The sequence below is a fragment of the Clostridium beijerinckii genome, from assembly GCF_018223745.1.
Classification (GTDB): Bacteria; Bacillota; Clostridia; order Clostridiales; family Clostridiaceae; genus Clostridium; species Clostridium beijerinckii.
The window spans coordinates 2,334,728-2,360,480 of record NZ_CP073653.1 but is presented as its reverse complement, the minus strand read 5'-3'; the positions used below and the strand labels follow the sequence as shown (position 1 = coordinate 2,360,480).

20 protein-coding genes and 1 riboswitch are annotated in these 25,753 nt (G+C 30.2%); all 20 genes read right to left on the bottom strand.

Going from position 1 to position 25,753, the window contains the following annotated elements:
* Nucleotides 1-189 precede the first annotated feature (189 nt).
* On the bottom strand, nucleotides 190-1,962 hold the full coding sequence (locus KEC93_RS10755; RefSeq protein ID WP_077868973.1) for a sigma 54-interacting transcriptional regulator: 1,773 nt from the start codon (nucleotides 1,960-1,962) through the stop codon (nucleotides 190-192).
* Nucleotides 1,963-2,074: 112 nt separating this feature from the next.
* Nucleotides 2,075-3,370, bottom strand: coding sequence for an acyl-CoA reductase (locus tag KEC93_RS10750; RefSeq protein WP_077868972.1), 1,296 nt, complete (start codon nucleotides 3,368-3,370; stop codon nucleotides 2,075-2,077).
* Nucleotides 3,367-4,464 (bottom strand): LuxE/PaaK family acyltransferase, encoded by a 1,098-nt coding sequence (locus KEC93_RS10745; protein ID WP_077868971.1) that lies wholly within the window; start codon nucleotides 4,462-4,464, stop codon nucleotides 3,367-3,369. The genes KEC93_RS10750 and KEC93_RS10745 overlap by 4 nt, the downstream gene beginning before the upstream one ends.
* Nucleotides 4,461-5,942 (bottom strand): class I adenylate-forming enzyme family protein, encoded by a 1,482-nt coding sequence (locus KEC93_RS10740; RefSeq protein WP_077868970.1) that lies wholly within the window; start codon nucleotides 5,940-5,942, stop codon nucleotides 4,461-4,463. Before KEC93_RS10740 ends, KEC93_RS10745 begins: the two co-directional genes overlap by 4 nt.
* Complete coding sequence (locus KEC93_RS10735; protein ID WP_012058321.1) at nucleotides 5,939-6,181, bottom strand: acyl carrier protein; 243 nt, start codon at nucleotides 6,179-6,181, stop codon at nucleotides 5,939-5,941. Before KEC93_RS10735 ends, KEC93_RS10740 begins: the two co-directional genes overlap by 4 nt.
* A gap of 284 nt (nucleotides 6,182-6,465) precedes the next feature.
* Nucleotides 6,466-8,394: an ABC transporter ATP-binding protein gene (locus tag KEC93_RS10730; protein ID WP_023976210.1), complete on the bottom strand. Its 1,929-nt coding sequence runs from the start codon at nucleotides 8,392-8,394 to the stop codon at nucleotides 6,466-6,468.
* Nucleotides 8,391-10,166, bottom strand: a complete 1,776-nt coding sequence (locus KEC93_RS10725; protein WP_077868969.1) for an ABC transporter ATP-binding protein — start codon at nucleotides 10,164-10,166, stop codon at nucleotides 8,391-8,393. The genes KEC93_RS10730 and KEC93_RS10725 overlap by 4 nt, the downstream gene beginning before the upstream one ends.
* 13 nt (nucleotides 10,167-10,179) lie before the next feature.
* A complete protein-coding gene (locus tag KEC93_RS10720) occupies nucleotides 10,180-10,623 on the bottom strand; it encodes a MarR family winged helix-turn-helix transcriptional regulator (protein WP_077868968.1) in 444 nt (147 codons plus the stop codon).
* Between the two features lie 176 nt (nucleotides 10,624-10,799).
* Nucleotides 10,800-11,900 (bottom strand): PQQ-dependent sugar dehydrogenase, encoded by a 1,101-nt coding sequence (locus tag KEC93_RS10715; RefSeq protein ID WP_077868967.1) that lies wholly within the window; start codon nucleotides 11,898-11,900, stop codon nucleotides 10,800-10,802.
* Between the two features lie 929 nt (nucleotides 11,901-12,829).
* A complete protein-coding gene (locus tag KEC93_RS10710) occupies nucleotides 12,830-13,834 on the bottom strand; it encodes an ABC transporter substrate-binding protein (RefSeq protein WP_077868966.1) in 1,005 nt (334 codons plus the stop codon).
* Nucleotides 13,815-14,597 (bottom strand): ABC transporter permease, encoded by a 783-nt coding sequence (locus KEC93_RS10705; protein WP_012058316.1) that lies wholly within the window; start codon nucleotides 14,595-14,597, stop codon nucleotides 13,815-13,817. Before KEC93_RS10705 ends, KEC93_RS10710 begins: the two co-directional genes overlap by 20 nt.
* Nucleotide 14,598: 1 nt before the next feature.
* Complete coding sequence (locus KEC93_RS10700) at nucleotides 14,599-15,360, bottom strand: ABC transporter ATP-binding protein (protein WP_077868965.1); 762 nt, start codon at nucleotides 15,358-15,360, stop codon at nucleotides 14,599-14,601.
* Nucleotides 15,361-16,029, bottom strand: coding sequence for a thiaminase II (tenA, locus tag KEC93_RS10695; RefSeq protein ID WP_077868964.1), 669 nt, complete (start codon nucleotides 16,027-16,029; stop codon nucleotides 15,361-15,363).
* Nucleotides 16,030-16,120: 91 nt separating this feature from the next.
* A riboswitch (TPP riboswitch) is annotated at nucleotides 16,121-16,218 on the bottom strand.
* Nucleotides 16,219-16,269: 51 nt separating this feature from the next.
* Nucleotides 16,270-18,204 carry a Cache 3/Cache 2 fusion domain-containing protein gene (locus KEC93_RS10690; RefSeq protein ID WP_077868963.1) on the bottom strand — a complete coding sequence of 645 codons (1,935 nt, stop codon included), beginning with the start codon at nucleotides 18,202-18,204 and terminating at the stop codon, nucleotides 16,270-16,272.
* A gap of 207 nt (nucleotides 18,205-18,411) precedes the next feature.
* Nucleotides 18,412-19,608: an enoyl-ACP reductase FabV gene (gene fabV, locus KEC93_RS10685; RefSeq protein ID WP_077868962.1), complete on the bottom strand. Its 1,197-nt coding sequence runs from the start codon at nucleotides 19,606-19,608 to the stop codon at nucleotides 18,412-18,414.
* A gap of 32 nt (nucleotides 19,609-19,640) precedes the next feature.
* Nucleotides 19,641-19,865: a hypothetical protein gene (locus KEC93_RS10680; protein ID WP_026889638.1), complete on the bottom strand. Its 225-nt coding sequence runs from the start codon at nucleotides 19,863-19,865 to the stop codon at nucleotides 19,641-19,643.
* Between the two features lie 337 nt (nucleotides 19,866-20,202).
* The gene (locus KEC93_RS10675; RefSeq protein ID WP_077869306.1) at nucleotides 20,203-21,159 is read right to left on the bottom strand and encodes a tRNA dihydrouridine synthase; all 957 of its coding nucleotides are present in this window, start codon (nucleotides 21,157-21,159) and stop codon (nucleotides 20,203-20,205) included.
* A gap of 644 nt (nucleotides 21,160-21,803) precedes the next feature.
* Entirely contained in the window at nucleotides 21,804-22,421 is a 618-nt protein-coding gene (locus KEC93_RS10670; protein ID WP_077869307.1) for a LysE/ArgO family amino acid transporter, read from the bottom strand.
* A gap of 107 nt (nucleotides 22,422-22,528) precedes the next feature.
* Entirely contained in the window at nucleotides 22,529-24,004 is a 1,476-nt protein-coding gene (gene pdxR / locus KEC93_RS10665) for a MocR-like pyridoxine biosynthesis transcription factor PdxR (RefSeq protein WP_077869308.1), read from the bottom strand.
* Nucleotides 24,005-24,505: 501 nt separating this feature from the next.
* A complete protein-coding gene (locus tag KEC93_RS10660; RefSeq protein ID WP_077869309.1) occupies nucleotides 24,506-25,726 on the bottom strand; it encodes an adenylosuccinate synthetase in 1,221 nt (406 codons plus the stop codon).
* Nucleotides 25,727-25,753 lie beyond the last annotated feature (27 nt).

Here is a 25,753-nt window from a genome sequence, read left to right as displayed (position 1 = left end):
TTTGCACCACTGGCTATCCAATATTTAGCATGTTTATAGTATGATACATGAATTTAAATAGATTATATATTTATTCGCCATACTCAACAAAGAAATTGGATACATATTTGCACAGCAGGCATTTTAAAATAAGCTGCCGTAGCTAATGAATAAATATGTATCCAATTTCTATTTAAATACGTCATATTATTAAATTTCTTCTTTTATATATTTCTGCCTCTTCCTTACAAATGTTGATGCATCTATTCCTAGTGATTTTGCTGCAGCTCTTACATTACCATACTTGTCATATGCCTTCTTAATTAATTTCTTTTCTATGGCATCTAAGGTTTCTTTTAAATTTATACCTTCTTCAAAAGTATTTAAAGTTACAATCATGCCATTTGACCCAATAATATTTTTAGGAAGATCTGACCTCTTTACCTTATCATCCTCACTCATTATTACAGCTCTCTCAACAATATTTTTTAGCTCCCTAACATTCCCAGGCCAATTATATTCATACATACAATTTAAAGCATCTGAAGCAAATATCTTATTGAAATTGTACTTTTTATTAAGCTGTGTGAGAAAAAAATTAATTAATGGCAAAATATCATGCTTTCTTTCTCTAAGGGGTGGAATATATAGCGGTATGACATTGAGCCTATAATACAAATCCTCTCTAAATTGTTTTTTCTTTATCATATCTTCCAAATCTCTATTTGTTGCAGCTAGTACTCTAACATCAATTTTTATAGGCTTTGTTCCTCCAATTCGTACTACTTCCATCTCTTGAAGTACTCTTAGAAGCTTAACCTGCATATCCATTGGAAGTTCTCCAACTTCATCGAGGAAAATAGTCCCTCCAGAAGCCATTTCAAATAAACCTATTTTACCTTCTTTATTTGCTCCAGTAAAAGCACCTTTTTCATAGCCGAAAAATTCAGATTCTATTAAACTTGCAGGCACCGCACCACAATTAACTTTAATAAATTGCTTTTTACTTCGCTTGCTTACTTTGTGTATATGCTTTGCTATTTGATCCTTTCCTGCTCCAGTTTCTCCTAGCATAAGAATCGTAGTGTCCACTTTTGCAATTCTATTGGCAAGCTGGATAATTTCAATAGTTTTATGGTCTTCTGCAACAATTTCTGAAGTATTTAATAATTGAGTTCTCATTTCTTCGATTTCAGAAACATATTTAAGAGTAATTTCTTTATTCTTTTGAAGTTGTTCTTTTAACTCATAAAGTTGTGTTACATCTCGTACGTTTGTAACCACCATAATTATTTTTCCATTCTTATCAAAGATTGGGTTACTGCTCACAAGAACCTTTACTCCTGTTTTGAATTCCTGTTGAATTGTAGTGGTTTTTCTATTCTTTAGCACTAAAAGAGTAGCTGACTGAGATATAACACCTTCTTTCTCCAGGTCTTTCATATTTCTTCCTAAAACCTCTGCTCTTTTAAGTCCTGTAATACTCTCATAGGCATTATTTATTTTTATAGTATTAGCTTCGCCATCTGTTATATAAATCCCATCATAAGAGCACTCAATAATAGAGTCTAACTCAGTTAATCCTAACTTTGTATTTTTCATATCTCTACATTTTTTTGAAATTTTTTCAACCAAATCATTAATAAAATCTGTATGAGTAATTATCCCTATAATCTTATTGTTTTTATCTATAACTGGAAGACGACCAACATTATATTTCAATACATCTTCTATATTCATTTCACTATTAATTGTTATTACTTTTTTAAGATTTAAAGTTTCTAGCTTTGTATTCATTTCCAATTTATTAAGAATAGCCTTCATTAAATCTGTTTTTGTTACAATGCTAATTAACTTCCCATCTCTATCTACAACGGGTGCTCCATCTATGCCATTTTCAATAAAAAGCTTTGCTGCCTCTTCAAATGTATTATTAGGTTTTAATACCAATACCTTTTTTGTCATCAATTCTTTTACTTTCACATTCTCCACACCCTATATCTTATTTATACAGAATTTATAATTCACCATTAACATAAGTACCGTTTATAAAACAAATCTAAAGATTTATCCATTAATAAAGTATTTCTCTTTTTTAATTTAGATTTAAAATTGTCCATTTAACTATTTCACTCATAAAGAGTATTCCATCCCAAGGTGAATCATACAAATTCATGAGACCCACTTTAACTAGCCTATCAACACCATGCAGGCTGACTTTATTTGCAAAATTTATAATCCTGCTATTGTTTTCAGAAGCTATTCCAATAGTTTGTATCCTTGGAGTTATTAGCTTGCAAACCTCAAATATATCTTCAACCTCTTTTAAAAATATAGTTGTATGCTGCACAGGTTCTTCTAACATTATTTCTTTGTCTATTAAAATTGTATAACTGAGGTCTTTACTGCATATTATATCTTTTTCTAAAGATAAAAGATATTCCCCTCTTTTATTAATTATATTTGCAGCTGCTCCTTGATTAATTTCAACCTTAGGATATCGTTTTAAAACCTTTTCTAAAGATTCTGAAAGCATTTGTGCTGCTTCATTAATACCTACAGTAGATTTTTCAATAAATAACACTTGAGGAGAAGAGCATGCTCTTTGATCAAAGCTTATTATATCCTTTGCAAAATTATCGAAGGCTTTAGTTATCTTAAGACTTTCCGTCGCAGATTTTTCAAATACAGCAAAGGAATATTTAGGTCCAAATATAACATCCTTACATGTGGTTTTCTTAGGCAGAACTGACAATGTGTTAACGGCTTCTTCACCGCCGCATATTACTCTTACATCCGCTGCCTGTGACATTTCAGTATTTAATTTTAAATCATTACTTGAAAAATTTATAATTGAAATACTCTTTAATAAGGTACTTCCATAATATTTTTCTCCTCTAAAATTAATTACAATATCTTTTAAAGGTTTTAGAAGTTCAATTGCAGTATCTATACTGACAATAGGTATCCTGCATAAATTAACATTTCTACAAATAATGGCTTGAACTAAATAATATATTGGAAGAGTAGGAACATTGCCAGCCATGAAATGGCACACTACCCCTCTCGGTTGAGCTTTCATAAATTTATTATCTGCTATTTCTATAAAATCATCTAGGAATTCTTGTTTTTTTAGATCTTGGCGTAGAAGCTTCTTAATATTGTCTTTCTTTAGCCATAATACCAAAAATGGTACACCTTCATAGCTTAAAAACTTTCTATCGCTACATAATATTTTACTATATTCATTAATTATTTCAATCATAGCTTCTGATGGATACGAATAAATTGTTTCTCTATTTTTATTAAGCTCTTCTATAATTGCATCTAAACTTTGAAGCTTCTTAGGTTCCTCATAAAATTTATCTCCTAACATAAAGCAGCCTATCATTTCTTGTCCCTCTTTTCTGCAAAAGTATCTCCACATCCTCTTGTTTCAGATTTATCTACTCTATTTTTAAACTTAAAGTATTTACCCGTTCTTCCGCATTTACAATCATCTACGCCTATAAATTCACCAATATCCTCAGTTAATATAGCCTGCCCCGGATAACTCGAAGTAAGTCCACTCATAACCTCTATAAAGCCATATTGACCTTTTTCCACTTCTTTAAGCGTTGAAAAATCTCTTATGATAATTTCTCCAAAATCAGGTACATGTTTATATCCGAATTCACAGTCAAGAAAAACTACGCCTAACTGTTCAACCATTCCATAAAAATCAATTATGTTTTCAGGGTCAGTTCCAAATACTTCAGCCACAGATCTATTAAACTCTTTCTTTTCAACTTTTTGGGCATTTAATTTTTTCCAGCCTCCACTATGAAGTATTTTAATTTTCGGCATGTTTAATTTTATATTTTTTTCTTTTAGTACGTTAACAAACCTAGTCCAGATAATATAAGTAAATCCATATACTAATATATCTGTATCTTTGTACTTTTCTTCAAATTCTTTAAGTCGTTCTATATTAAGTATGATGTTATCATCTACCAAATCCATAGCATAAGTTAAACTCTTTCCAAAACTGCTTACTCCTCTTATTGCCGCGCCTCTTGCAGTTAGATAGTCACTTTTTTTGTTAACTTCTTTACTATCAATTATTAGCATTGGTCTTCTATACGATCCCAAAAAACTTGTTAGAGTTGATATTAATCCTTGAGATTGTCTTATAGATGTTTCCTTATCAATATATATCTTGCTCGGAATGTTTCCAGTTGTGGAACTTGAGTTTAATATTCTAACTACACTTTCTTCACTACAAGTCCTAAGCTCAAAATGCTTAAACATATTTACAGGAATAAAGGGAACCTCTTCAAGAGAATTTATATCATTTATATTAACTCCTAGTTTTTTATACATAATGTTTAAATTTTCATTTATTCTACTTTTATCTATCTGGGGCCTTAGAATGCTCAAAAGCTTTTTTTCTTTGTCCTTTTGCAGACACTTAAATTGCTCATTATTTATAATTTCATCTATCATTTCAAATCCCCCATCATTACTTTACCAGAAGAATTTTTTGGAAGACCCTCTAAAAATACCACATATTTAGGTATTTTATAGGACGGCAATTTATCTTTGCAATAGTCAATTATATACTTTTCATCAACTTTTAATACTTCATCATTTAATACTACAAATGCTTTTACTGCTTCTCCTAATATATCGTCTTGAATTCCAATTACTGCTGCTTCTATAACGCTTGGAATTTGAATTATAATATTTTCAATTTCTTTAGGACTTATTCTATTTCCACCACTTTTTATGATTTGTTTTTCCCTTGCCACAATATAAATATAACCATCTTCATCTACTGTAGCCAAGTCACCGGTATATAAATAACCATTTCTAATGACCTTTCTCGTTTCTTCTTCATCGTTAAAGTAACCCTTCATTATATTTTCACCCAAAGCCACCACTTCACCTATTTCATCCACTTTTACTTCATTTCCTTCTTTATCAATTACTTTAAGCAAAGTTCCAGGAATGCCTTTACCTATTGAACCCATTTTTTCATCAAGCATATTAGGTGGAAGATACGAAAGTCTTGCAGTTGCTTCAGTTTGTCCATACATTATAAATACATCTACTCCTACAAGAGCTTGTCTTACTTCTTTAATAAAACTATCAGGAAGTCTTCCTCCTGCCTGAGCGACGTATCTTAGGCTTTTCAAATTTCTATCTTTAATACTAGATTTTCTAAGTAAAATTTGATAATTACTTGGAACCCCTGCAAAGCCTGTACATTCATATTTTTCAATATCATCTAGAACTGTTTCTGGGAACATGAATTTATTGTTTATTACTAAGCTGCCTCCAACTCTTAAATGTGTATGAAGCAACGATGTTCCAAAACAATAGTAAAATGGTAAGACAACTTCTATCCTATCCTCGCTGTTTAAGCTTAAATATTCTATTATGGAATTAGTGTTATGACAGAGATTATGATGCGTAAGCATTACTCCTTTTGGTCTTGCTGTAGAACCAGATGTAAATAATATTACAGCCACACTATTTTTAAAATCAATTTCTTCTTCTTCTCTATTATTACTAGTACATTCTTTATCTAATAGAAGATTATTTAATGTTTCTTCAGTAACTATCTTAATATCTTTATTAATCAAATTTCGCATATTATCTAAAAAACGTTTTTCAATAAAAATTGCTTTAGGATTGCAACTATTAATTATATACTCAATATCATTCTTACTTAGAGTAGGATTTAGGGGTACACAAGTGCACCCGCTTTTTATTATTCCAAAGTAACTTTCTATAAAAAAAGGTGAATTCTCACTTATTAATAGAATCTTATCTTCCTTTACTATATTAATTTTCTTTATATTATGAGATATCATCAGTACCTTACAGTACAAATCACTATAGCTGATATTTTTCTTATCAATTATTGCAGTTTTGTTAAGCTCTGAGGAGAATTCAAAAACATAGTCAGTAAAGGTCATATTTCAACCCCATATTTTCTCAATGTATTTTTGATATCTCCTATAGTATATAACCTTGAAATATCTTGAACTGCCATAGATATTTCAAATTCTTCCTCAAGGGCTACTACCAGTTCAATATGGCTAAGTGAATCCCATGCCTCAATTTCGTCTGGACCAAAACCATCTTCAATTTCATCTAAATTTTCAATACTCCAAACAGATTTTATTATTTTGTTGAAAGTTCCTAAATTACTCATTTCTAATTCCTCCAATATTTTTTATTCTTCAAGTATATTTAAAGCAAGAATTATGCCAATAATTCTTGATAACTACTTTTTGTTTTAGTATGAGTAATTTAATTTATTTTTTAATGTATATATAGGTATCAAATCAACTTATTAGATAAATGTATTTACAAAGTTACTAAAATTTTAAGTTTATATCTTCACTAGAAATAATTTATAAAAATCCATTTTCTTGTATAAAAATAAAGGATAGTAAACAATATTACTATCGTCTACTATCCTTAAAATATTATAATTTACATTACTTCACTATCTAAATTTGCTCCAGAGAATTGGCTGTTGTAAAGATCTGCATAGAAACCTTTCTTTGCAAGAAGTTCATTATGGTTGCCCATTTCTATAATACTTCCTTTATTCATAACAAGAATTAATTCTGCATCTCTAATTGTAGAAAGTCTATGTGCAATAACAAAACTTGTTCTGCCTTTCATAAGTTCTGTCATAGCCTTTTGTATATAAACTTCTGTTCTTGAGTCAACACTACTTGTAGCCTCATCAAGAATCATTATAGTAGGATTTGCTAGAATTGCTCTAGCTATTGTAAGAAGCTGCTTCTGGCCTTGAGATATATTAGAAGCTTCTTCGTTTAATATTGTATTATATCCATCTGGAAGAGTTTTAATAAAGTGATGAGCATGTGCTGCTTTTGCTGCCTGGATAACTTCTTCCTCAGTAGCACCTTCTCTGCCATAAGCTATGTTATCCATTATAGTTCCGTTAAATAACCATGTATCTTGAAGAACCATACCAAACATATTATGAAGTGCACCTCTTTTTATATCTCTGATATCTACACCATCGATCATTATCTTACCAGAATTTATTTCGTAGAAACGCATAAGTAAGTTAACGAGTGTAGTTTTACCTGCTCCAGTCGGTCCTACAATTGCAATTGTATGACCTTGTTTAACATCAAGGTTCATGTTCTCAATAAGTGGTTCTTCTGGTTTATAGCTAAAATCAACATTATCAAATTTAACTTCACCTTTAGGGAATTCTATAATCTTAGCATCAGCAGTATCTGAAATCTCCTCAACTTCATCTAAAAGTTCAAAAACCCTTTCTGCAGATGCAACTGTTGATTGAATTATATTAGCAATATTAGCAGTTTGAACTATTGGCTGTGTAAATTGGTTTGAGTATTGTATGAAAGCTTGAATATCACCAATACTAATTTTTCCGAGTGTTGCCAAATATCCACCTACAACACAAACTATTACATAACCTATATTACTAACAAATCTCATCATTGGCATTATTATACCTGATATAAATTGTGCTTTCCATCCAGCTTTATAAAGTCTATCATTAATATTTTCAAACTCTTTTATTGAATCTTTTTCATGTCCAAAAACCTTAACTATTTTATGTCCTGTATACATCTCCTCTACATGACCATTAAGTTCTCCTACTTCTTTTTGTTGAGCAGCAAAAAACTTTTGAGAATGCTTAGCAACAAGTGTTGTTATTACAATATAAAGTGGTAATGTTAATATTACTACTAATGTCATCATTGGACTTATAGTTAACATCATGATAATAACACCAACAATAGTTACTATAGATGTAATAAGCTGAGTCAAACTTTGTTGAAGTGTTGTTGAAATATTATCAACATCATTTGTTACACGGCTTAAAATTTCACCATGAGTTCTTGAATCAAAGAATTTAAGCGGTAAACGTGAAATTTTATCTTCAACTTCTTTTCTTAGGTTGTATACTGTTTTTTGAGCAACCCCTGCCATAATATATTGTTGAAGGAAGCCAAAAAGTGTACTGATTACATATAAGCCAAGTAGTAATAAAAGAATATCTCCTATATATTGAAAATCAATCCCAGGCACTGGTATATTACCTGGTTTTCCTGCTTTAAGTAATGCAGCATTTTGAGACATTACAGTAAATTTTCCTACTAATCCTTCAACTAATCTAGTTATAGCTTTACCTGAAATTTTAGGTCCTACTATATTAAATATAGTACTCGCTATAGCAAATATAAAAACTAAAATGAAATTCATTCTTTGTGGTTTCAAATAATTTAAAAGTCTTTTTAATGTCCCTTTAAAATCCTTAGCTTTTACTTTTGGGCCAGCAAAAGATCCCATTGGACCACCGCCAAAACCGCCACCTGATCTTTTATTTACTCTATTACGATTTTCACTCATGATAATTCCTCCTCTGAAAGTTGTGATGATACAATCTCAGAATATACCTTACAACTGTTTAATAGCTCTTTATGAGTTCCAATACCTGCAATTTGTCCTTCATCTAAAACTATAATTCTATCTGCATCCATGACAGTTGCAACTCTTTGCGCTACAAGAATTACAGTTGATTTTACTGTTTCCTTTTTTAATGCTGCACGAAGTCTTGCATCTGTTTTAAAATCAAGGGCTGAAAAACTATCATCAAAGATGTATATCTCTGGTTTTCTAACAAGAGCACGTGCTATTGATAAACGTTGCTTTTGTCCTCCTGATACGTTAGTTCCTCCTTGAGCAATTAAATGCTCATATCCATCATCCATTCCATTTATGAAATCTGTTGCTTGAGCTACTTCTGCCGCATGCTTAATTTCTTCCATACTAGCCTCGTCTTTACCGTATTTTATATTTTCAGCAATAGTTCCAGAGAAAAGAACAGTTTTTTGAGGTACAAAACCTATTTTAGCTCTTATACTTTCCTGACTCATTTCCCTTACATCAATACCATCAACAAGAACTGAACCATTAGTTACATCGTAAAAACGCGGTATCATATTAATTAATGTCGATTTTCCTGAACCAGTACCACCAATTATAGCTGTTACTTCTCCAGGTTTCGCACTAAATGATATATTACTAATAGCTTCTTGCTCTGCACCTGGATAGCTGAAGCTTACATCTTTAAATTCAACATAACCGCCTTCATTTTCATTTAATAATGGGTTTTTAGGATCTACAATTTCAGATTCCATATCTAGTACTTCATTAATTCTTACTGCTGAAGCTTGAGCTCTTGGAATCATTATAAATACCATACCAAGCATTAAGAAACCAAATAAAATCTGCATTCCATATTGCATAAAGGCTATTAATGACCCTACTTCCATATTCCCTGAATCTATTCTTATACTTCCAAACCAAATTACTGCAACAGTTGTAGCATTCATGATAAACATCATTATTGGCATTAAAATTGCCATAATTTTATTTACTTTTATAGCATTATTCATTAAATCTTTATTTGCATCGTCAAATCTAACCTTTTCAGTATTTATACGGTTGAAAGCACGAACTACTCTTATTCCTGTAAGGCTTTCACGTAGTACTAAGTTTAATTTATCTATCTTAACTTGCATCAATTTAAATAAAGGCATTGCAAATTTTAAAGTAAGCCCTATTATAACTGCAAGTAGTGGAATTACTAACGCAAATATCCATGTTAGAGTTACATTCTCTCTTAAAGCCATAACAACTCCGCCTAATGCTGTCAATGGTGCGAAAAGTGCAATTGAAAACATCATTATTGTAACTGATTGAACCTGTGTAACATCATTTGTAGTTCTTGTTATTAAAGTAGCTGTTCCAAATTTATCAAATTCATTTAAAGAAAAACTTTCAACTTTTGTAAATAATTTATTACGAATTATTTTAGCAAAGCCTATTGCAGTTCTTGAAGATAAAAATGATGCTATAATTGAACAAATTGCACCTCCAAGAGATACAAGCAGCATTAATCCTCCTATTCTTAGAATATAATCAACTCCACTATACTCACCGTTATAACCAAGAAACGATATAGTTTGAACCACATCTTTTTGAACAATTCCTTTATCAACTATGTCAGCCATTAATGTAGGCAGATATAAGTTTGCAATTACTTGTGTAAAAACTAATAAAACAATTATTATTATATTAACTGTGTACTGTTTTAAAAATCTAAACAATTTAATCATTAGCGCACTCTCCTTAATTAGCGTTATTTTCACTTAAAAGTCTTTTGAATATTATTAGTCCCTCAGAAATCTTATTAAGCTCTTCTTGTGTTCCTTGATTTAGTATACTCTCAATATTATGTTCAATTTGTTTATTAAAATTCTTATGAATTTCAATAAACTTTGGAGATATACTTACATATACAACTCTCTTATCATCTTCACTTCTTTCTCTTATAACAGCATCCTGTTCTTCAAGTTTATCAATAATACCTGATACTGTACTATTAGGTAAATGTAGCTGCTTGCTTAATTCAGTCACTTTCATCTTCTTATTTTTATGTAATAGTCCAATAACCATACCTTGAGGAGCTGTCATTCCAGTCCGCTCAATTATTTTTTTCATATTTAATCTAAATAAACTCATTACTTCTTGAAATAATCTCGATACCTCTATACTTTCATTAATAATCTCCATATAATTCCCACCTCTTTTTATATTTCGCTTCCAAACATTTCGTGTACGAATATTTCGCTTTCGAAATAAATTATATCTCTATAAATATATTTTGTCAATTAACAAATAAAACTAATTAAATCTAAGACTTTTATTCAATGAGAGCCTTAGATTTAATTAGTTTATTGAATATTTTTTTATTTTAAAATAAGCCTAATAATTTTATCATCACCTGTATTAATATTTCCTCTTCCATCTCTATTACTCGTTGTAATGTAAATTGATCCATCTTTAGCCTGAATAACCTCACGTAAACGTCCATATTCGTTTTTGAACCACGATTCTACATTATTAACTACGCTTCCATCTCTATTTAGTGAGATAACAAGCAGTTGCTGTCCACGTAAATTAGCAACTAGAAGTTTTCCCTGCAATGGTCCTTGGGTTGCAAAAGCAATACCAGAAGGCGCCCATGTATCTTGTCCGCTGTGTATTAATGGCTTTTTTATCTGAATTTCAGTAGATTCCTCATCTCCTTGAAAAAGAGGCCACCCATAATTGCTTCCTGGCTTAATTATGTTTATTTCATCATTAGCTGACTGTCCATGCTCTGACTCATACAAAACATTTTTTGAATTCCAAGCTAATCCTTGAGGATTTCGATGACCTAAGCTATAAAGTGCTGAATTAGAAATTGGATTATCTTCTGGAATACTGCCATCTAATTCTATTCGTAGTATTTTTCCTGCTAAACTTTTAGGATCTTGCGCCAATGCTGAATTTCCTGCATCTCCTGTTGTAATATATAATTTTTTATCTGGGCCTATCTTTATTCTGCCTCCATTATGAATTCGTCCCCCAGGTATTTTATCTATAAGAACTTTATCAATAACCGCCCTATTATTGCTCTCAATCACTCTCACAACACGATTATAAATTACATCTCCTTCTCCATATGTATGCATAACATACATATAATGATTTTTCGAATAATTTGAATCTAGAGCAATCCCCATCAAACCACCTTCCCCTTGACTGACAAAAGGTTCATTAAATTTTATTATTGGATTAGGATTAAGTTTGCCGTCTTCAATAACTCTAATTGCTCCAGACCGCTCCGTAAAATATATTTTTCCTTCATCACTTATATCTATTGCCCATGGTACGTATAAATTTTCAGCTATAACTTGAATTTCGTAATTAAGTTGTCTTGATGCCCCTACTATTACTTGTACATTCGATTTATTGTGACTCTTAAATACTGTGTTAAATAAAATGTTTTTAATTATTTTTTTCATAGTATTATCCTCCAAGTTTAAAATAATACATGTTACAATGTAAACTTTAAGGAAAAAGCAACAAATTCAAAACATATAATTTGTTGCTTTTCTCTCAACCTATATAATTACAATATTATTCTTTCAAGAGTCCAACTGTACCGGCTAAAATATAAATCATAATAAAAAATTTCATATAGTAAAATTAGCTTTTCCTCAGAACTACTCTAATATCACATAGTATTTATAAAACAATAAAAAAATCGCAGGAGACTGTGGTTAAGTTCCGTATTGTGCATATAAGAACATTTTATGCAGGCGAATAAGATTTCTTTTTTATTCTCTTTACGAACTGTAACTTTCTGAATCAGTATTTTTCATAACTTATACCCTCAAGGGGCACAATGTCCACAAATTTAACTTGAATATAAATTCCTAGAGAATAAAAAAAGATACCGAATTATAATCTATATGTTGCAATTCACAATGCACATTTCACAATTCACAATTACGTCTAAAATTCTTGTAATATTCTTAGAATTATGATTAATGATTATTTTTGCAATATATATATTCAGTATCTTTTTTAATATAATTTATCTGTTTTTATCTAAATATGGATAACATAATCATAAAATATACTTAGACTGTGCAATATCTTCCAACCAGAAATGAGTGATATACTTTTGTAACCACAAGGGTCATAATATGGAATGTTTCATTGGTAATTTTGATGGATGTGATTCTTTGTCTATAAGTTGTTCCAAATGTGCTAGTTCAAAGCTTGTTCTTTGAGGCTAGCACTTTGGGTGCAACTTTATAGCCTTAGAATCACCCATCATAATTGCCTAGAAACTGGAACAAAAGTATATTATTCATTTCGGTGATGTATACGCATAAGTATAGATTATAGTTAGTTTATCTATACTATTTCCTATATCAAAGATAAATTATTGAAACACATCTTTACTATCTACATCAGCTTGAAGTAAATTCTTATCTTTTAACCATTTAATATTGTTATTCCAATTTTCTTTATCTTGACTTAAGAATTTACCACTTTCATTTTCCATAAGAGGTAAAAGTATCTCTAAGCTCTTCTTTTCTGTCTCTTCATCTAATGGGAAACTTTCATTTTGAGCCTTCAATATTAAATCTAAAGCCTTATCAGGATTCTTTTGAGTATATTCAAATCCTTTTTTAGCAGCTCCTAAGAACGCTTGTATTGTATCATTATTATTCTTAATTGTATCATCACTTGCAACAAATGCTAATTCGTAGTTATTTGGCACGCCAAAATCTGATGGCGCAAAAGTTTCTAATTCAATACCTTTTTTCTCTAATAATATTTTTTCATGGTTTATATATCCACCTATAATTGCATCAACTTGTTTTGTTTCAATTCCAGGCATTAAGTCATATCCAACATCTACAAATTCAACCTTTGATGGATCTCCACCAGCTTGTGCTACCATTGCTTTAACAGTTTCTTTATCAATATCAAAAGATGCATATCCAACTTTTTTTCCTTCTAAATCCTTTAATGTTTTAACGCCTGAATCTTTACGAACCATTAGTTGGTTTAATGAACTTCTAACTATTGCTCCAACAGATTTAATAGGAATATTTTCGCCTCTTGCTAAGATAATTTGTTTAGGATAGCTTATTGCTAAATCAGCTTTTCCTGCTGCTACTAATTTAATTCCATCATCTGTACCTGCAGGTGTAATTAAGTTAACCTTTAATCCTGCTTCTTTAAAGTATCCTTGCTCTTCTGCTGCATATAAGAATGAATGTACTGCATTTGGATACCAGTCTAAAAGAACATTAACTTCTTTAAGTTCTTTGGTAGCACTCTTGTCTTCCTTATTATTGGAAGCACTAGAGCACCCGCTAAATACTAAACTAACTAACATAATAAATAGTAAAAATATACTAAGCTTTTTTAATTTCATGATTGTCCTCCTTCAATCCTCTTCTGTATTTTAATAAAATCTTTTCTAGCAAGAATCCTACGGAAAATAGAATTAATCCTAGAAATGATAAAACTAACACTCCTGCGAAAACAGAATCTGCCTGAAGCATTCCTGCTGCTCTCTTAATATATATACCTAATCCCTTTTCAGCACCTAGCCATTCTCCAATGGTAGCCCCTGAAATACTGTAGGTTGCAGCTATTTTAAAACTGCTCAAAAAATTAGGTAATACGGAATTCATATGGAGTTTAAAAAATATTTGAAATCTATTTCCTCCAAGAGCTTTTAAAACATCCTCTAAATCTCTATCTACACTATTTAATCCATCTAATGTACTTATTACTATAGGGAAAAAACAAAATAATATTACCACTGCAACCTTTGACCATATAGTATATCCAAACCACATAACCATAATTGGAGATAAAGCTATAGTCGGAATTGTTTGCGAAAAAATTATAATTGGATATAAAGTTTTCGAAACATTTCTCCAAAGGTATATGGAAAGTGCGCAAGATATACCTATAATTACGGACGCAATAAGCCCTAATAGTGCTTCCCCTAGTGTGATAAGAGAATGTTTATATATTAAATCTTTTTGATCTACTAAAGCCTTTATGATTTCAGAAAATCTAGGCAAAATAAAATTCGGCACCTTAAAATATGGTATTATGAATTCCCAGGCCAAAATTATAATTATCAAAAATATTAAAGGAAATATATAGTCTTTAATTTTTTTCATTCTATATCCCCCCTTTATTTTCTTCTAAGGAGTCAAGAACATTTAAAATATCTCTTTTTAGCTCAATAAACTCACTAGAAAGTGTGGTCTCATAATTCCTTGGTCTTTCAATATTTACATCTATAGATTTTAGATTTCTATATGGAAGCTCCGTACAAATAAGAATTCTATCTGATAAAAGTAAAGCTTCCTCTATATCATGAGTTATCATGAACACAGTATTACTTTGTCTTTGGCAAAGATCTAAAAGCCATGACTGCATCTTTCTTCTTGTTAACGCATCTAGAGAAGAAAATGGCTCATCCAATAAGATTATGGAAGGATTATTTACTATTGCTCTTAAAAATGAAGCTCTCTGCCTCATACCACCTGATAATTCATGTGGATAATATTTTTCAGTTCCCTTAAGTCCAAAACCCTCAAAGTATGTAGCTGCCACTTTTCTGGCTTCTTTCTTACTATAACCATTTAATTCAAGTCCAATTGCTGTATTGTCAAGAATATTTCTCCAAGGCATTAAAGAATCTTTTTGAGGCATATATCCTATAATATTTTTATTACCATCTTTTAATATATCTATTTTACCCTTTTGTGGCTTTAATAGTCCTAAAATTAATCGAAAAAGGGTACTTTTGCCTGTGCCACTAGGTGCAATAATTGTGACAAATTCATTTTTATTTATATCAAAAGATAAATCATCTACTATTAATTTATCCGAATCCTTATATCCAAAGGATAAATTATTAATTTCCAATGCTTTCATCTAAATAACCCAACTTTCCTTTTTGTAGCACCCATCCCAAAACATATATTCATATTTTGAAGATATAATGAAAATTTCTTCTAATTTTTGAAGTTGTCTTTCTGGAAGCCCTTCTGCTAGTTTATCCATAAGTTTTACGCACCAATCATTTTCCTTGTTATATTCTTCGGTTGCATATGTAAGTATCCATTCACTGTAAAGTGGATGCTCTAATGCCTTACTATTCTTTGCTAAGGTTTTCCCAATAAATGCATAGCTCCACATACATGGAAGCAGCGCTGCTACTAGTTCAGCTAACGATCCTTCTGATGATACCTGTAACATAAACTTTGTGTATGACAAATTGCTTGCATTTGGCTTTGTGGCCTCTAATTCTTCCCTAGTTATTCCAAACTTCTTAGCATATTCAGTATGTGCATCCATTTCAATATTTACTATAGCATTTGCACATTTAGCAAAGGCTTGTATATCTTCTAATGAATCTGCTTTAACCATACCTAATGCAAAAAGCTTTATATAATCTATTAGATAAACATAATCCTGTTTAACGTAAAAGCAAAACTTATCTTCCTTTAAAGTCCCCTCACTAAGTTCCTTAAGAAAAGGATGCTCCAAGCATGCTTCCCAAATAGGTTTACCTTTCAATAATAATCTTTGTGAAAATTGCATAAAAAAACTCCTTCCAAACAGTACTAAAATACCATTGAAAAGAGTTAATAATCTAATTAAATTGTAAATCTACTACCTTTAGATTTAGCTTTATATTATCTTATAACTTCCCTTCGCTGGCATTACCCAGTGCAGGTTCAAAGGGTCTGAAAACTCATCTCAGCCATTCTGGCTCCCCTAGTACTCGTCTAAATTTTATACTCTAAATGTAAGAATGTCAATGAAAATTTACCATCTTCTTTAGCTATATATGTCTGAAAACTCAATATTTATATTTTCAACCTTAGATTGGTTTGAATAACCATTTTTGTTTTTCTTACCTTCATCTTCTGGAACTATCTTAACAGGAAGGCATATAATAAACTCTGTACCTTCTCCATATACACTTTTTACTTCTATTGTTCCTTCATGCATCTCAACTAAGGCTTTAACTATGGATAACCCAATTCCACTTCCTTCATGACTTCTATTTAATAATCGTTCTACCTGCTTAAATCGTTGGAAAAGCTGCGATACTTTTTCCTCTGGAATTCCTCTTCCTGTATCTTTTACAGAGATAACTATATAATCATCCATATCATATAAATTAACACTTATTTTGTCTCCTGGTTCAGTGAATTTAGTAGCATTGGAAATTAGATTAAGCAAAATTCTTTCTAATTTTTCCTCATCAAAAGCCATAATTTTTTCTTCATTATCTGTATCAAATATTATTGTTCTAGACATATACTCTACATACTCAGCAGTCGATTGTGTTATATCCTCTACAACTTGTACTATATTGCCATTTTTCAATTCTAGTTTCATATAACCTGAATCAATCTTTGTTATATCTATAAGATTATTCACCAATCTTACTAACCTATAACAGTTTTGCTTTATACTATTTGTATAATTCTTCATTTTCTCAGTATTTAAATCCTCATCCCTATTTATAAGTACATTAAATAACTGAGCTGTTGAAAATATAATATTTAAAGGAGTCCTTAATTCATGTGACATATTAGCAATAAATTCCGTTTTTAATTTTTCATACTGCACAGTTTCTTCTAGTAATCTTTTATTTTCTGCCAGCATATCATTAAAACTATTTGCTAAAACTCCTATCTCATCTTTACTATCTATATTACATCGTATTGTTAAATCACCTTTACTCGCTATCTCCATACAAGATTTCAACTTGTTAATAGGCTTAACTAATGTATTAGCTAAAAATAACGCTATAATTCCGCCTAAAACAATAATTATTCCCCCTGTAGCTATTGTGGTCGTCAAAATTGATTTTGCTGAAGAGTTTAATTCCTCATAATCTGCTGTAGTAACTACATACCAATGCCAAGCTTCAAAATACTGATAATATCCTAATTTCTTAACTCCGTTATAAGTGTACTCAATCATTCCACTTTTTTCATTATGCATTTTTTGAACAAAATCGTAGTCACTTACATTCTTTCCACTATCAGATGGATGAAGAATTACATTTCCTTCAGAGTCTAGTATGTACGCATATCCAGTCTTCCCTAATTTAATATTACTTAATGTCTTGTCTAAATAATCATTACTAATTTTATTGCCTAACCCTATTGCCCCTATTACTTTTTTATCTTTATCTAATATTGGCTTCATTCTCGTTAAATATCCAATTCCTTCTATTCTAATATCACCAATATATTCTTCATTATTTAGTGTCTTTTTATAAGCCTCAGTATCGCTTGAAATATATGTACCTAATATCCTATTACCATTATTAAATACGGTAGTAGAAACCCTAATTAGTTTATCATCTTGTAATAAGAACATTGTTGCTATACTACCTGTTGATTGTTTTAGTTTATCAACTATAGTATTATCTAAGGATATTCTTTGATTTCCTGAATATAAAACTGGTAAGTTAAAATCTCCAACTTTTATGATTTCATTGTAATCAACTCTCATATCAGCTAAATTGTTTAATACGTTATTTGCAAAATTTAAATCTCCATAAGATTTCTCAGTAAGCAAATCATTTCTTACACTCAAAGTTGTAATAATTGATTCTGTTAAACGTTGACTTTTTTCGTTAACCTCTTTAAAAACTGCTTTGTTAGATTTATTCCCAATTAACAACCCCAATACACTTACAGCAAATACAATTAAGATCAAATAGCTAACGATAAGTTTATATTTTATTCTCATTTCAAAACACTTCTCCCTAGTTAATTATATTTATTAACACTAAAATCAAATACGACCATAATATACATAGCTATTTGATTTATTGCATACCCGGATAATTATACCACAGGTACAATATTTTTTGAAATATTATTATCTCTCTAAAATATATTTATAAAAAAATAAGAAGTACCCTTTTGATACTTCTTAACATAAACATTCATTAATCTATGGTTCTAGCCTTTTTAATGCTTCTATATCAATGTCTTCACTATAATTGACTCCATCAATTTCAAATCCATTTAACTGCATAAATTCCTTTTTATATCCGTCATAATCCGATAATATTTTAAAATTATCTGAAGTTATTTTTTCCCACAATTCATTAACTTCACTTTGTACATCTTCCCTAAGTTCCCAATCATCCATTCTTAATCTTCCACTATCATCAAATTCAAGTGGATTTTCTGCATATATTTTATCAGCAAACATTCTTTGCATCTGCATAATGCAGTTTTCATGTAAATTCTTTTCTTTCATTACTTTATATAATACCGCTGCATACAATGAGAAAGAAGGTATATATGCACTTGCCTTAGTTACAATTGCTTTATTTACAGAAACAAAAGCCTTTCCATTAATCTTCTTTTTCCAATCTTTATCTATTTGAATTGCAGTATTTTCAAGATGGCGTTTAGCCTCTCCTATTGTACCTTCCCTATAAATTTTATATGTTCTTGATGCTCCAATATATGAATACGAAATTGTTATAGCCTTATCAGAGAGGCAATCATTTTCAAGAAGTAGTTTACACCACTCGCTCCAATCTTCACCTCCCATTACTTTTTTCGTTGCTTCTATCTCTTTATCAGTTGCTGAATTAACTTTAGTCGTAACAAGTTCATCTTTCTCCATATCAATTGTCGGTCCCTGAAATTCTCCAGATGTAGTTTTTAAAGTTGAATCGTATATATTACCTGTCTTAGGCTCTTTTCTTCTTGGAGATGCTAAACTATAAATAAGTAAATCAATCTTTCCAAACTCATCCTTTATATATTTTATAACATTTTCTTTAACTTCATCTGAAAATGCATCTCCTATAAAGTTTTTTGCAATAAGTCCTTCTTTTTCTGCAAACTCTTTAAAAAATATATTATTATACCAACCTGCAGTCCCTGTTCTCCTATCTGTAATTCCTGTTTCAAACGAAACTCCAATTGTATCAGCCTTCGCTCCACCAAAGGCTAAAGAAATTCTTGTAGCAAGGCCAAAACCTGATGATGCTCCAATAATAAGCACTTTTTTAGGGCCATGAAATTGCTTTGCATTCTTACAGTATTCGATTTGGTTTAGTACTTCTTTTCTACATCCATATGGATGGCTTGTTTTCGCTATTCCCTTAATTAATTCAGGTTTAAATATCATTCTATATCCTCCATTTATAAAATCTTCTTTGGCTAGTCTTTGTAAATCTTCGATAATATACTCTCCAGCGAATCACTTAAATATTTTTGATATTTCTTATTAGTTATATGAATCTCTATTTCATTCTTCTTTAGTATATCCACTAAGATTTTGTTTTTGGCATTTAAATCTGCCACTGCGAGAACAAGGTTTGCGATAATGTTTTGCATATCTGCATTTTTACCCCTGTATTTCTCAATTATTTCTTTAACGCCCATATAATCACCCCCTGATACAATAAATTATAAAAATATCAGTGATTATATTCCAAATTTTATAAATATATATTTTTCAATTCATAATGCACATTTCACAATTCATTATAATTCTAAAATTATTGCAATATTTTTAGAATTATAATGAAGAATTATTTTTCCAATATATATTATTCCTATTAATGTATCTTTATAGCAATATTCTAATTATTTTACGCTTATTTTCTATAATAAACAGTAGTTAGGTATAAATTTCATTTATACAAAAATTTATCCCATTAAAAACTTTCTCAATCTATGAGATAATTTAAGCATTAAAATCTATATGATAATTGAACCATTAAAATCCATGTATATCTGTTTTCTTTATATCAAGTTCCTGAAACATGCTTGATATGATTCCTTTGTATTCCTGTAAACTACTAGTCTTTCTTATCTTTTTAGCATATTTATCACTATTAGTAAAGATATGTATCATATAAAACCATAATTCTTTCATTTTAAATAAGACATTTTTATCACCTGAAAGAACTTCTTCATATCCTATGCAGACTTTATCATGAAATGCCTTTATTAACTCTTTATCCATAAGACGATTGGTCTTAATTTCTTCAATCAATCCCGGATTTGCAATAAGTCCTCTACCAAGCATTACTGCTTCAAGCTTTGGATGAGCTTCGGATAATTTCTTATAATCTTCTACATTAAAAATATCACCATTATAACAAATAGGATTTTTACTTAATGCCAATGCATCCTTAAACACTTTCATGTTAGGCTTATTTTTATAAAAGTCTGTCTGAATTCTTGGATGAATTATAAGCTCCTCTAAAGGATATTTATTAAAGATTTCAATTAACTCATAAAATTCATCTGGCGAATCCTTTCCAATTCTTGTCTTTATGGAAATTTTGCTTGACGCATTTGAAAATATATCCTCTAAAAATTCATCGAGCTGCTTTCTTTGTGCAAGAAATCCTGATCCCTTATGCTTTGCAACAACAGTGCCAGATGGGCATCCTAAATTTAAATTAACTTCATCATATCCAAATTTACTCAACTGATTTACAGTATCAATGAAATACTCAGAATTATTAGTGAGTATCTGAGGAATAACATTGATTCCTTCATTATGCTCAGGCAACACATCGTTTAGCTCTCTAGAAGTAAAACCTTTATTCTTAGTTTGTGATATAAATGGCATAAAGTACTTATCAATTTGTCCAAAAAAAGTTTCATATGCATTCCTATATACATATCCAGTAACACCTTCTAATGGTGCAAAATAATATTTCATATCATGAATCTCCTCATTATGTAAGTAATTTCACCTTTATTGTATCCAACAAATACATTTTTGTATATAGATATATCAGCTATAATCCATACTTATGTGTATACCTCGCCGAAATGAATAATATACTTTTGTTCCAGTTTCTAGGTAATTCTGATGAGTGATTCTAAGGCTATAAAGTTGCACCCAAAGTGCTAGCCTCAAAGAACAAGCTTTGAACTAGCACATTTGGAACAACTTATAGCCAAGAATCACATCCATCAAAATTACCAATGAAACATTCCACAAAAGTATATTACTCATTTCTTGTTGGATATATTTCATAGTCTAAGTATAGTTTATGATTGTGTTATCTATAGATAAACGACTTAAGAATTTCATTTATACTTTGCAATAAATACCATACTAGAAAGTAGAAACATTTTTATGCAGCAGGCATCGAAAATGAGCTGTTAAAAGCTCTTAATTGTAGGTTGTTCAACTAATGCTTGTCACAATGAAATTGGGAGCAAGCATTAGTTGTGCAACCTGCAATTTAGAACTTTCAGCGAAATTTTCATAGTCCTGTGAAATAACAATGTTTCTGCTTTCGGTGGATTATTGCATAAGTTTAAGTCTCACTTAGGTTATCTATAGCCACAAAAAAGCTATAAATATATTGCTTCAATAAATGAGTATCCTAATTTTAAGCCATAGAATATAAGTATTAGTCCACAAATTATGTTGATCCATTTAATTATTTTATTAAATTTACTGCTAAACTTCCCTACGAATCCTGCAAGTCCACTAAACCATATGACTGATGCCATGCAGACCCCCAATATAAAGTACTTTGACATTTCTGCTGGAAGTGAAGCATTGAATCCACCTAATAATAAGGATCCATCAATTATTGCCTGAGGATTAAGCCACGTAACAGCAAAGCAAGAAATGGTAATCTTAATAAATGAATTATCACCCAGCTTTTTATCTTCTAACATTTGTGAAAATGTTCTTATTAATCCAGCTCCTATGTAAATTATAACGACAAATCCAAATAGAAGTATTGCCAATTTTAATATATGGTATTTTTGAATAAGCGCCCCTATTCCAAAAAAGCACGAAATCGCTAATGAAATATCAAATAAGATAGTTATAAGTGCAACTTTATATGTTTCAGCCTTACTTTTTTGCATAGCAGTATTTATTACATATAAGTTTTGTGTTCCTATTGGTGCTACATAAGCAAGTCCAAATAGAAGCCCTTGTAATAAGTATTTAATCATAATTTACCCCCTTTATTAGTTCTTTTATTATTTTAACTAATAAAATATAAAAAGTCCCCAACCAAGATATTAGTTTATTACCCAACCAAAAGCAGCCATTGAAAAAATCAATAGCTGCTTTTACTTATATCATTAAAATAGCTCTTTTTTATCAATTCTGATAATATCTTTAAACCCCTTTCTAACTCTCCCAGTGAAGCATATGAATATGAAATTCTTAAGTTTTGGCTATTAGAAAAATCATAAATATTTCCCGGATTAATCAATATTCCTTTCTCATAAGATAATTCAAATAGTTTATTTAATGATAGTGATTTCTTTAATTTTAACCAAATATAAAATCCACCATGTGGTTTGCTCCATGTTGCTATGCCATCAAAATACCTCTTTAAAATATTTAGTGTAGCATCTCTTCGAATTTTCAGCCGATTTCTTAGTTGTAGTAAATATTCATCATATAAGCCACTATCAATCAATTCAGCTAAGACTTCCTGAGACAAAGAACTTGTTCCATAATCCATCTGCATCTTAAGATCACTTAAATGTTCAATTACATTTTCTGGTCCAACTAGCCAACCAACTCTAAGACCTGCTGCTATAGATTTAGAAGCAGTGCCTAAATACATGACATTTCCATTTTTATCTTTTGATTTTAACGGTGGCGGTGGCTCTTTATCTAACCATAGTTCTCTATACGCATCATCTTCAATAATAGGAATTCTTTCTTTTGAACATATTTCTAAAATTTCATTTCTTCTCTCTTCTGTCATTACAATTCCAGTAGGATTTTGGAAAGTGGGTATAGTATATAATAAAGTTGAATTATCGTTTTTCTTATTTTTTATAATTTCATTTGTCTTGATGCCAAAGTTATCTATTGAAACACTATTTAAATTCATTCCATATGATTGAAATAAATTAAGCGAACTCAAATATGAAGGCTTTTCAACAAGTATTGTAGATCCACTCTTTAAAATCCCCATAGAAATTAACTGCAGTGCTTGCAATGATCCAGATACAATTAATATTTTTGATGGGGAAACACTTATATTATGCTTTTTCAGATACTTGCTTATTGTTTCTCTTAAATGCAGTGACCCTTTTGGTTCTTCATAACCTAAATCTTTTACATTTTCTGAAATTTTGTTTAAAATCACTTTCATCATATCATGAGGATATAAATCACGAGAAAGTTCTCCTGTTCCTAACCGTATCATTCCATCTTTAAATTCTAATTGATTTATTTTTTGAATTGTAGGCAGGTTTGGCTTTTGTATACCACTTTGAATATAATTTTGCCATTTTAATGGTGAAATAGATGTAATTAGAGACCATGTATTATTAACTATGACAGTTCCTACACCGCTTTTACCTTCAATTAGACCTTCTGCTTTTAATTCATCTAAAGCCTCCACAACAGTACTTCTATTTACTTCAAATATTTTTGACAGCTCTCTTTGTGTTGGCAGTTTACTACCTACATCCCATTCCCCTGTTGATATCATCGTCTTAATATAATTAACTATTTGCTGATATAATGGAATAGATAACATTTTATTTGGTTTCCAATTAACATTTAACATATAACTCCTACAATATATAGATATCCAACTAAGACCTGAACTTATGAATACAACTCGCCGAAATGAATAACATACTTTTGTTCCAGTTTCTAGTTTGGATATATTTCATAGTATAAATCTAACTTATAATTGGCTTATCTATATAGATCTCCAATTTAAGAATTCGACTTATTAGATGAACATATTTAAAAAGTTACTAAAACTTTAAGCTCATATCTTCACCAGAAATCATAAATATATTTGTGAAGAAAACATTTGAAAATGAGCTGTTAAAGGTTCTTAGCTGTAGGTTGTTCCATTTTAGCTTGTCAAACTGAAAGTTGGAGCATGCTAAAGTGGATACTACCTGCTGCTTAGAACCTTCAGCGATATTTTCATAGCTTTTCGGAATCAAAATATTTATGATTTCGGTAAGTTACCACATAAATCTAGTTTTAAAGTTAGATATCTATAACAACTTCACTATTTATTTTAAATAAATTATGATATTCAAATCTTATTTTAATATTTTACAATATTATCTCTTGATACTCCATAACTTAAATAACAATTGTCAGGATTGATCTTTCTAAGTATATCCTCTATAAACTCATCAGTATGCTTTAACAAAAGATTATTATCTTTATAATATTCTGCCTTATTATTATCTATCTGATCTAGGCATGTTATTGCAATAGATTTACTTACATTGATTTTTTTATTCTTGCTCTTGAAGCTAATCTTATTATAATCATTTTCTATATTCTCCGATAATAAATCTATATCTAGTGGTGCAAATCTCAAAACACCTTGAAATTCATTTTGAATGTTAGTTAAATCTGTAATATTTTTGTATGGCTTCTCTTTAATTTCATTTGGCAATGGTCCAGCACCATGTCTTGTTAAATAGCTCCTTGTTACATAGATTACTTCTATGTCCAGTTCACAGGGCTTTGCTTCTTCTAACAAATCTATCACATTGCTTACACCTGTTTTAGAATGGGTCACATAAGGAAAATATTTATAGTCCTCTGATAGCATCAATCCTTGCGCTCCTTCAAATATAATAGTTTCATAATTTTCTAAAATACTTTCTATATTAGACAGTTCTACTTTTGCTTTAAAATTGTTATCAACATCATAAATAAAATGTTCTATTATATTTGCATCAAACAGTATACTCATTAAATTATCATTGGATGACTTTAAATTTAACTGCTCAAGCCTTTTATCTATATATTCTTTTTTTATAAGCTCCAGCTTATCTTTATAAATTCCACTGAAAATATCACCGCAGGTTATTTTATATCTATCCATACTATTTCTTACAATCGACTCATTATATCCTAGTCCGCAACTTCCATGTTTATTATTTCCTCTATGTCTTTCTAATATCTGATTTAATAGCATGTCTTGTGGTATAACTACAGGGCAATTGGGATCTATCATTGTATGTGGAATATTTCCTATTTTATTAAGTTCATCATATTCTTTTAGAAATAACAAAGGATTGGCTGAAAAATAACTGCTTAAAAAAGTTGGAATACCTTGTAAGCTTCCTGCTCCAAAATGTCCAAATACATGTCTTTTACCATCTGGTGTAACTACAGTATGACCTGCTTGAGCAGATGAATTGAATCGAATCACAACTGGATTTTCATTTATAGAACACATGTAATCTGTCATTAGTCCTTTTCCTTCATCACCAAAATTAGAACCTATTATCACTTTTATAGATTTCATGCCAAGCTCTCCTCTCATGATGTTAAA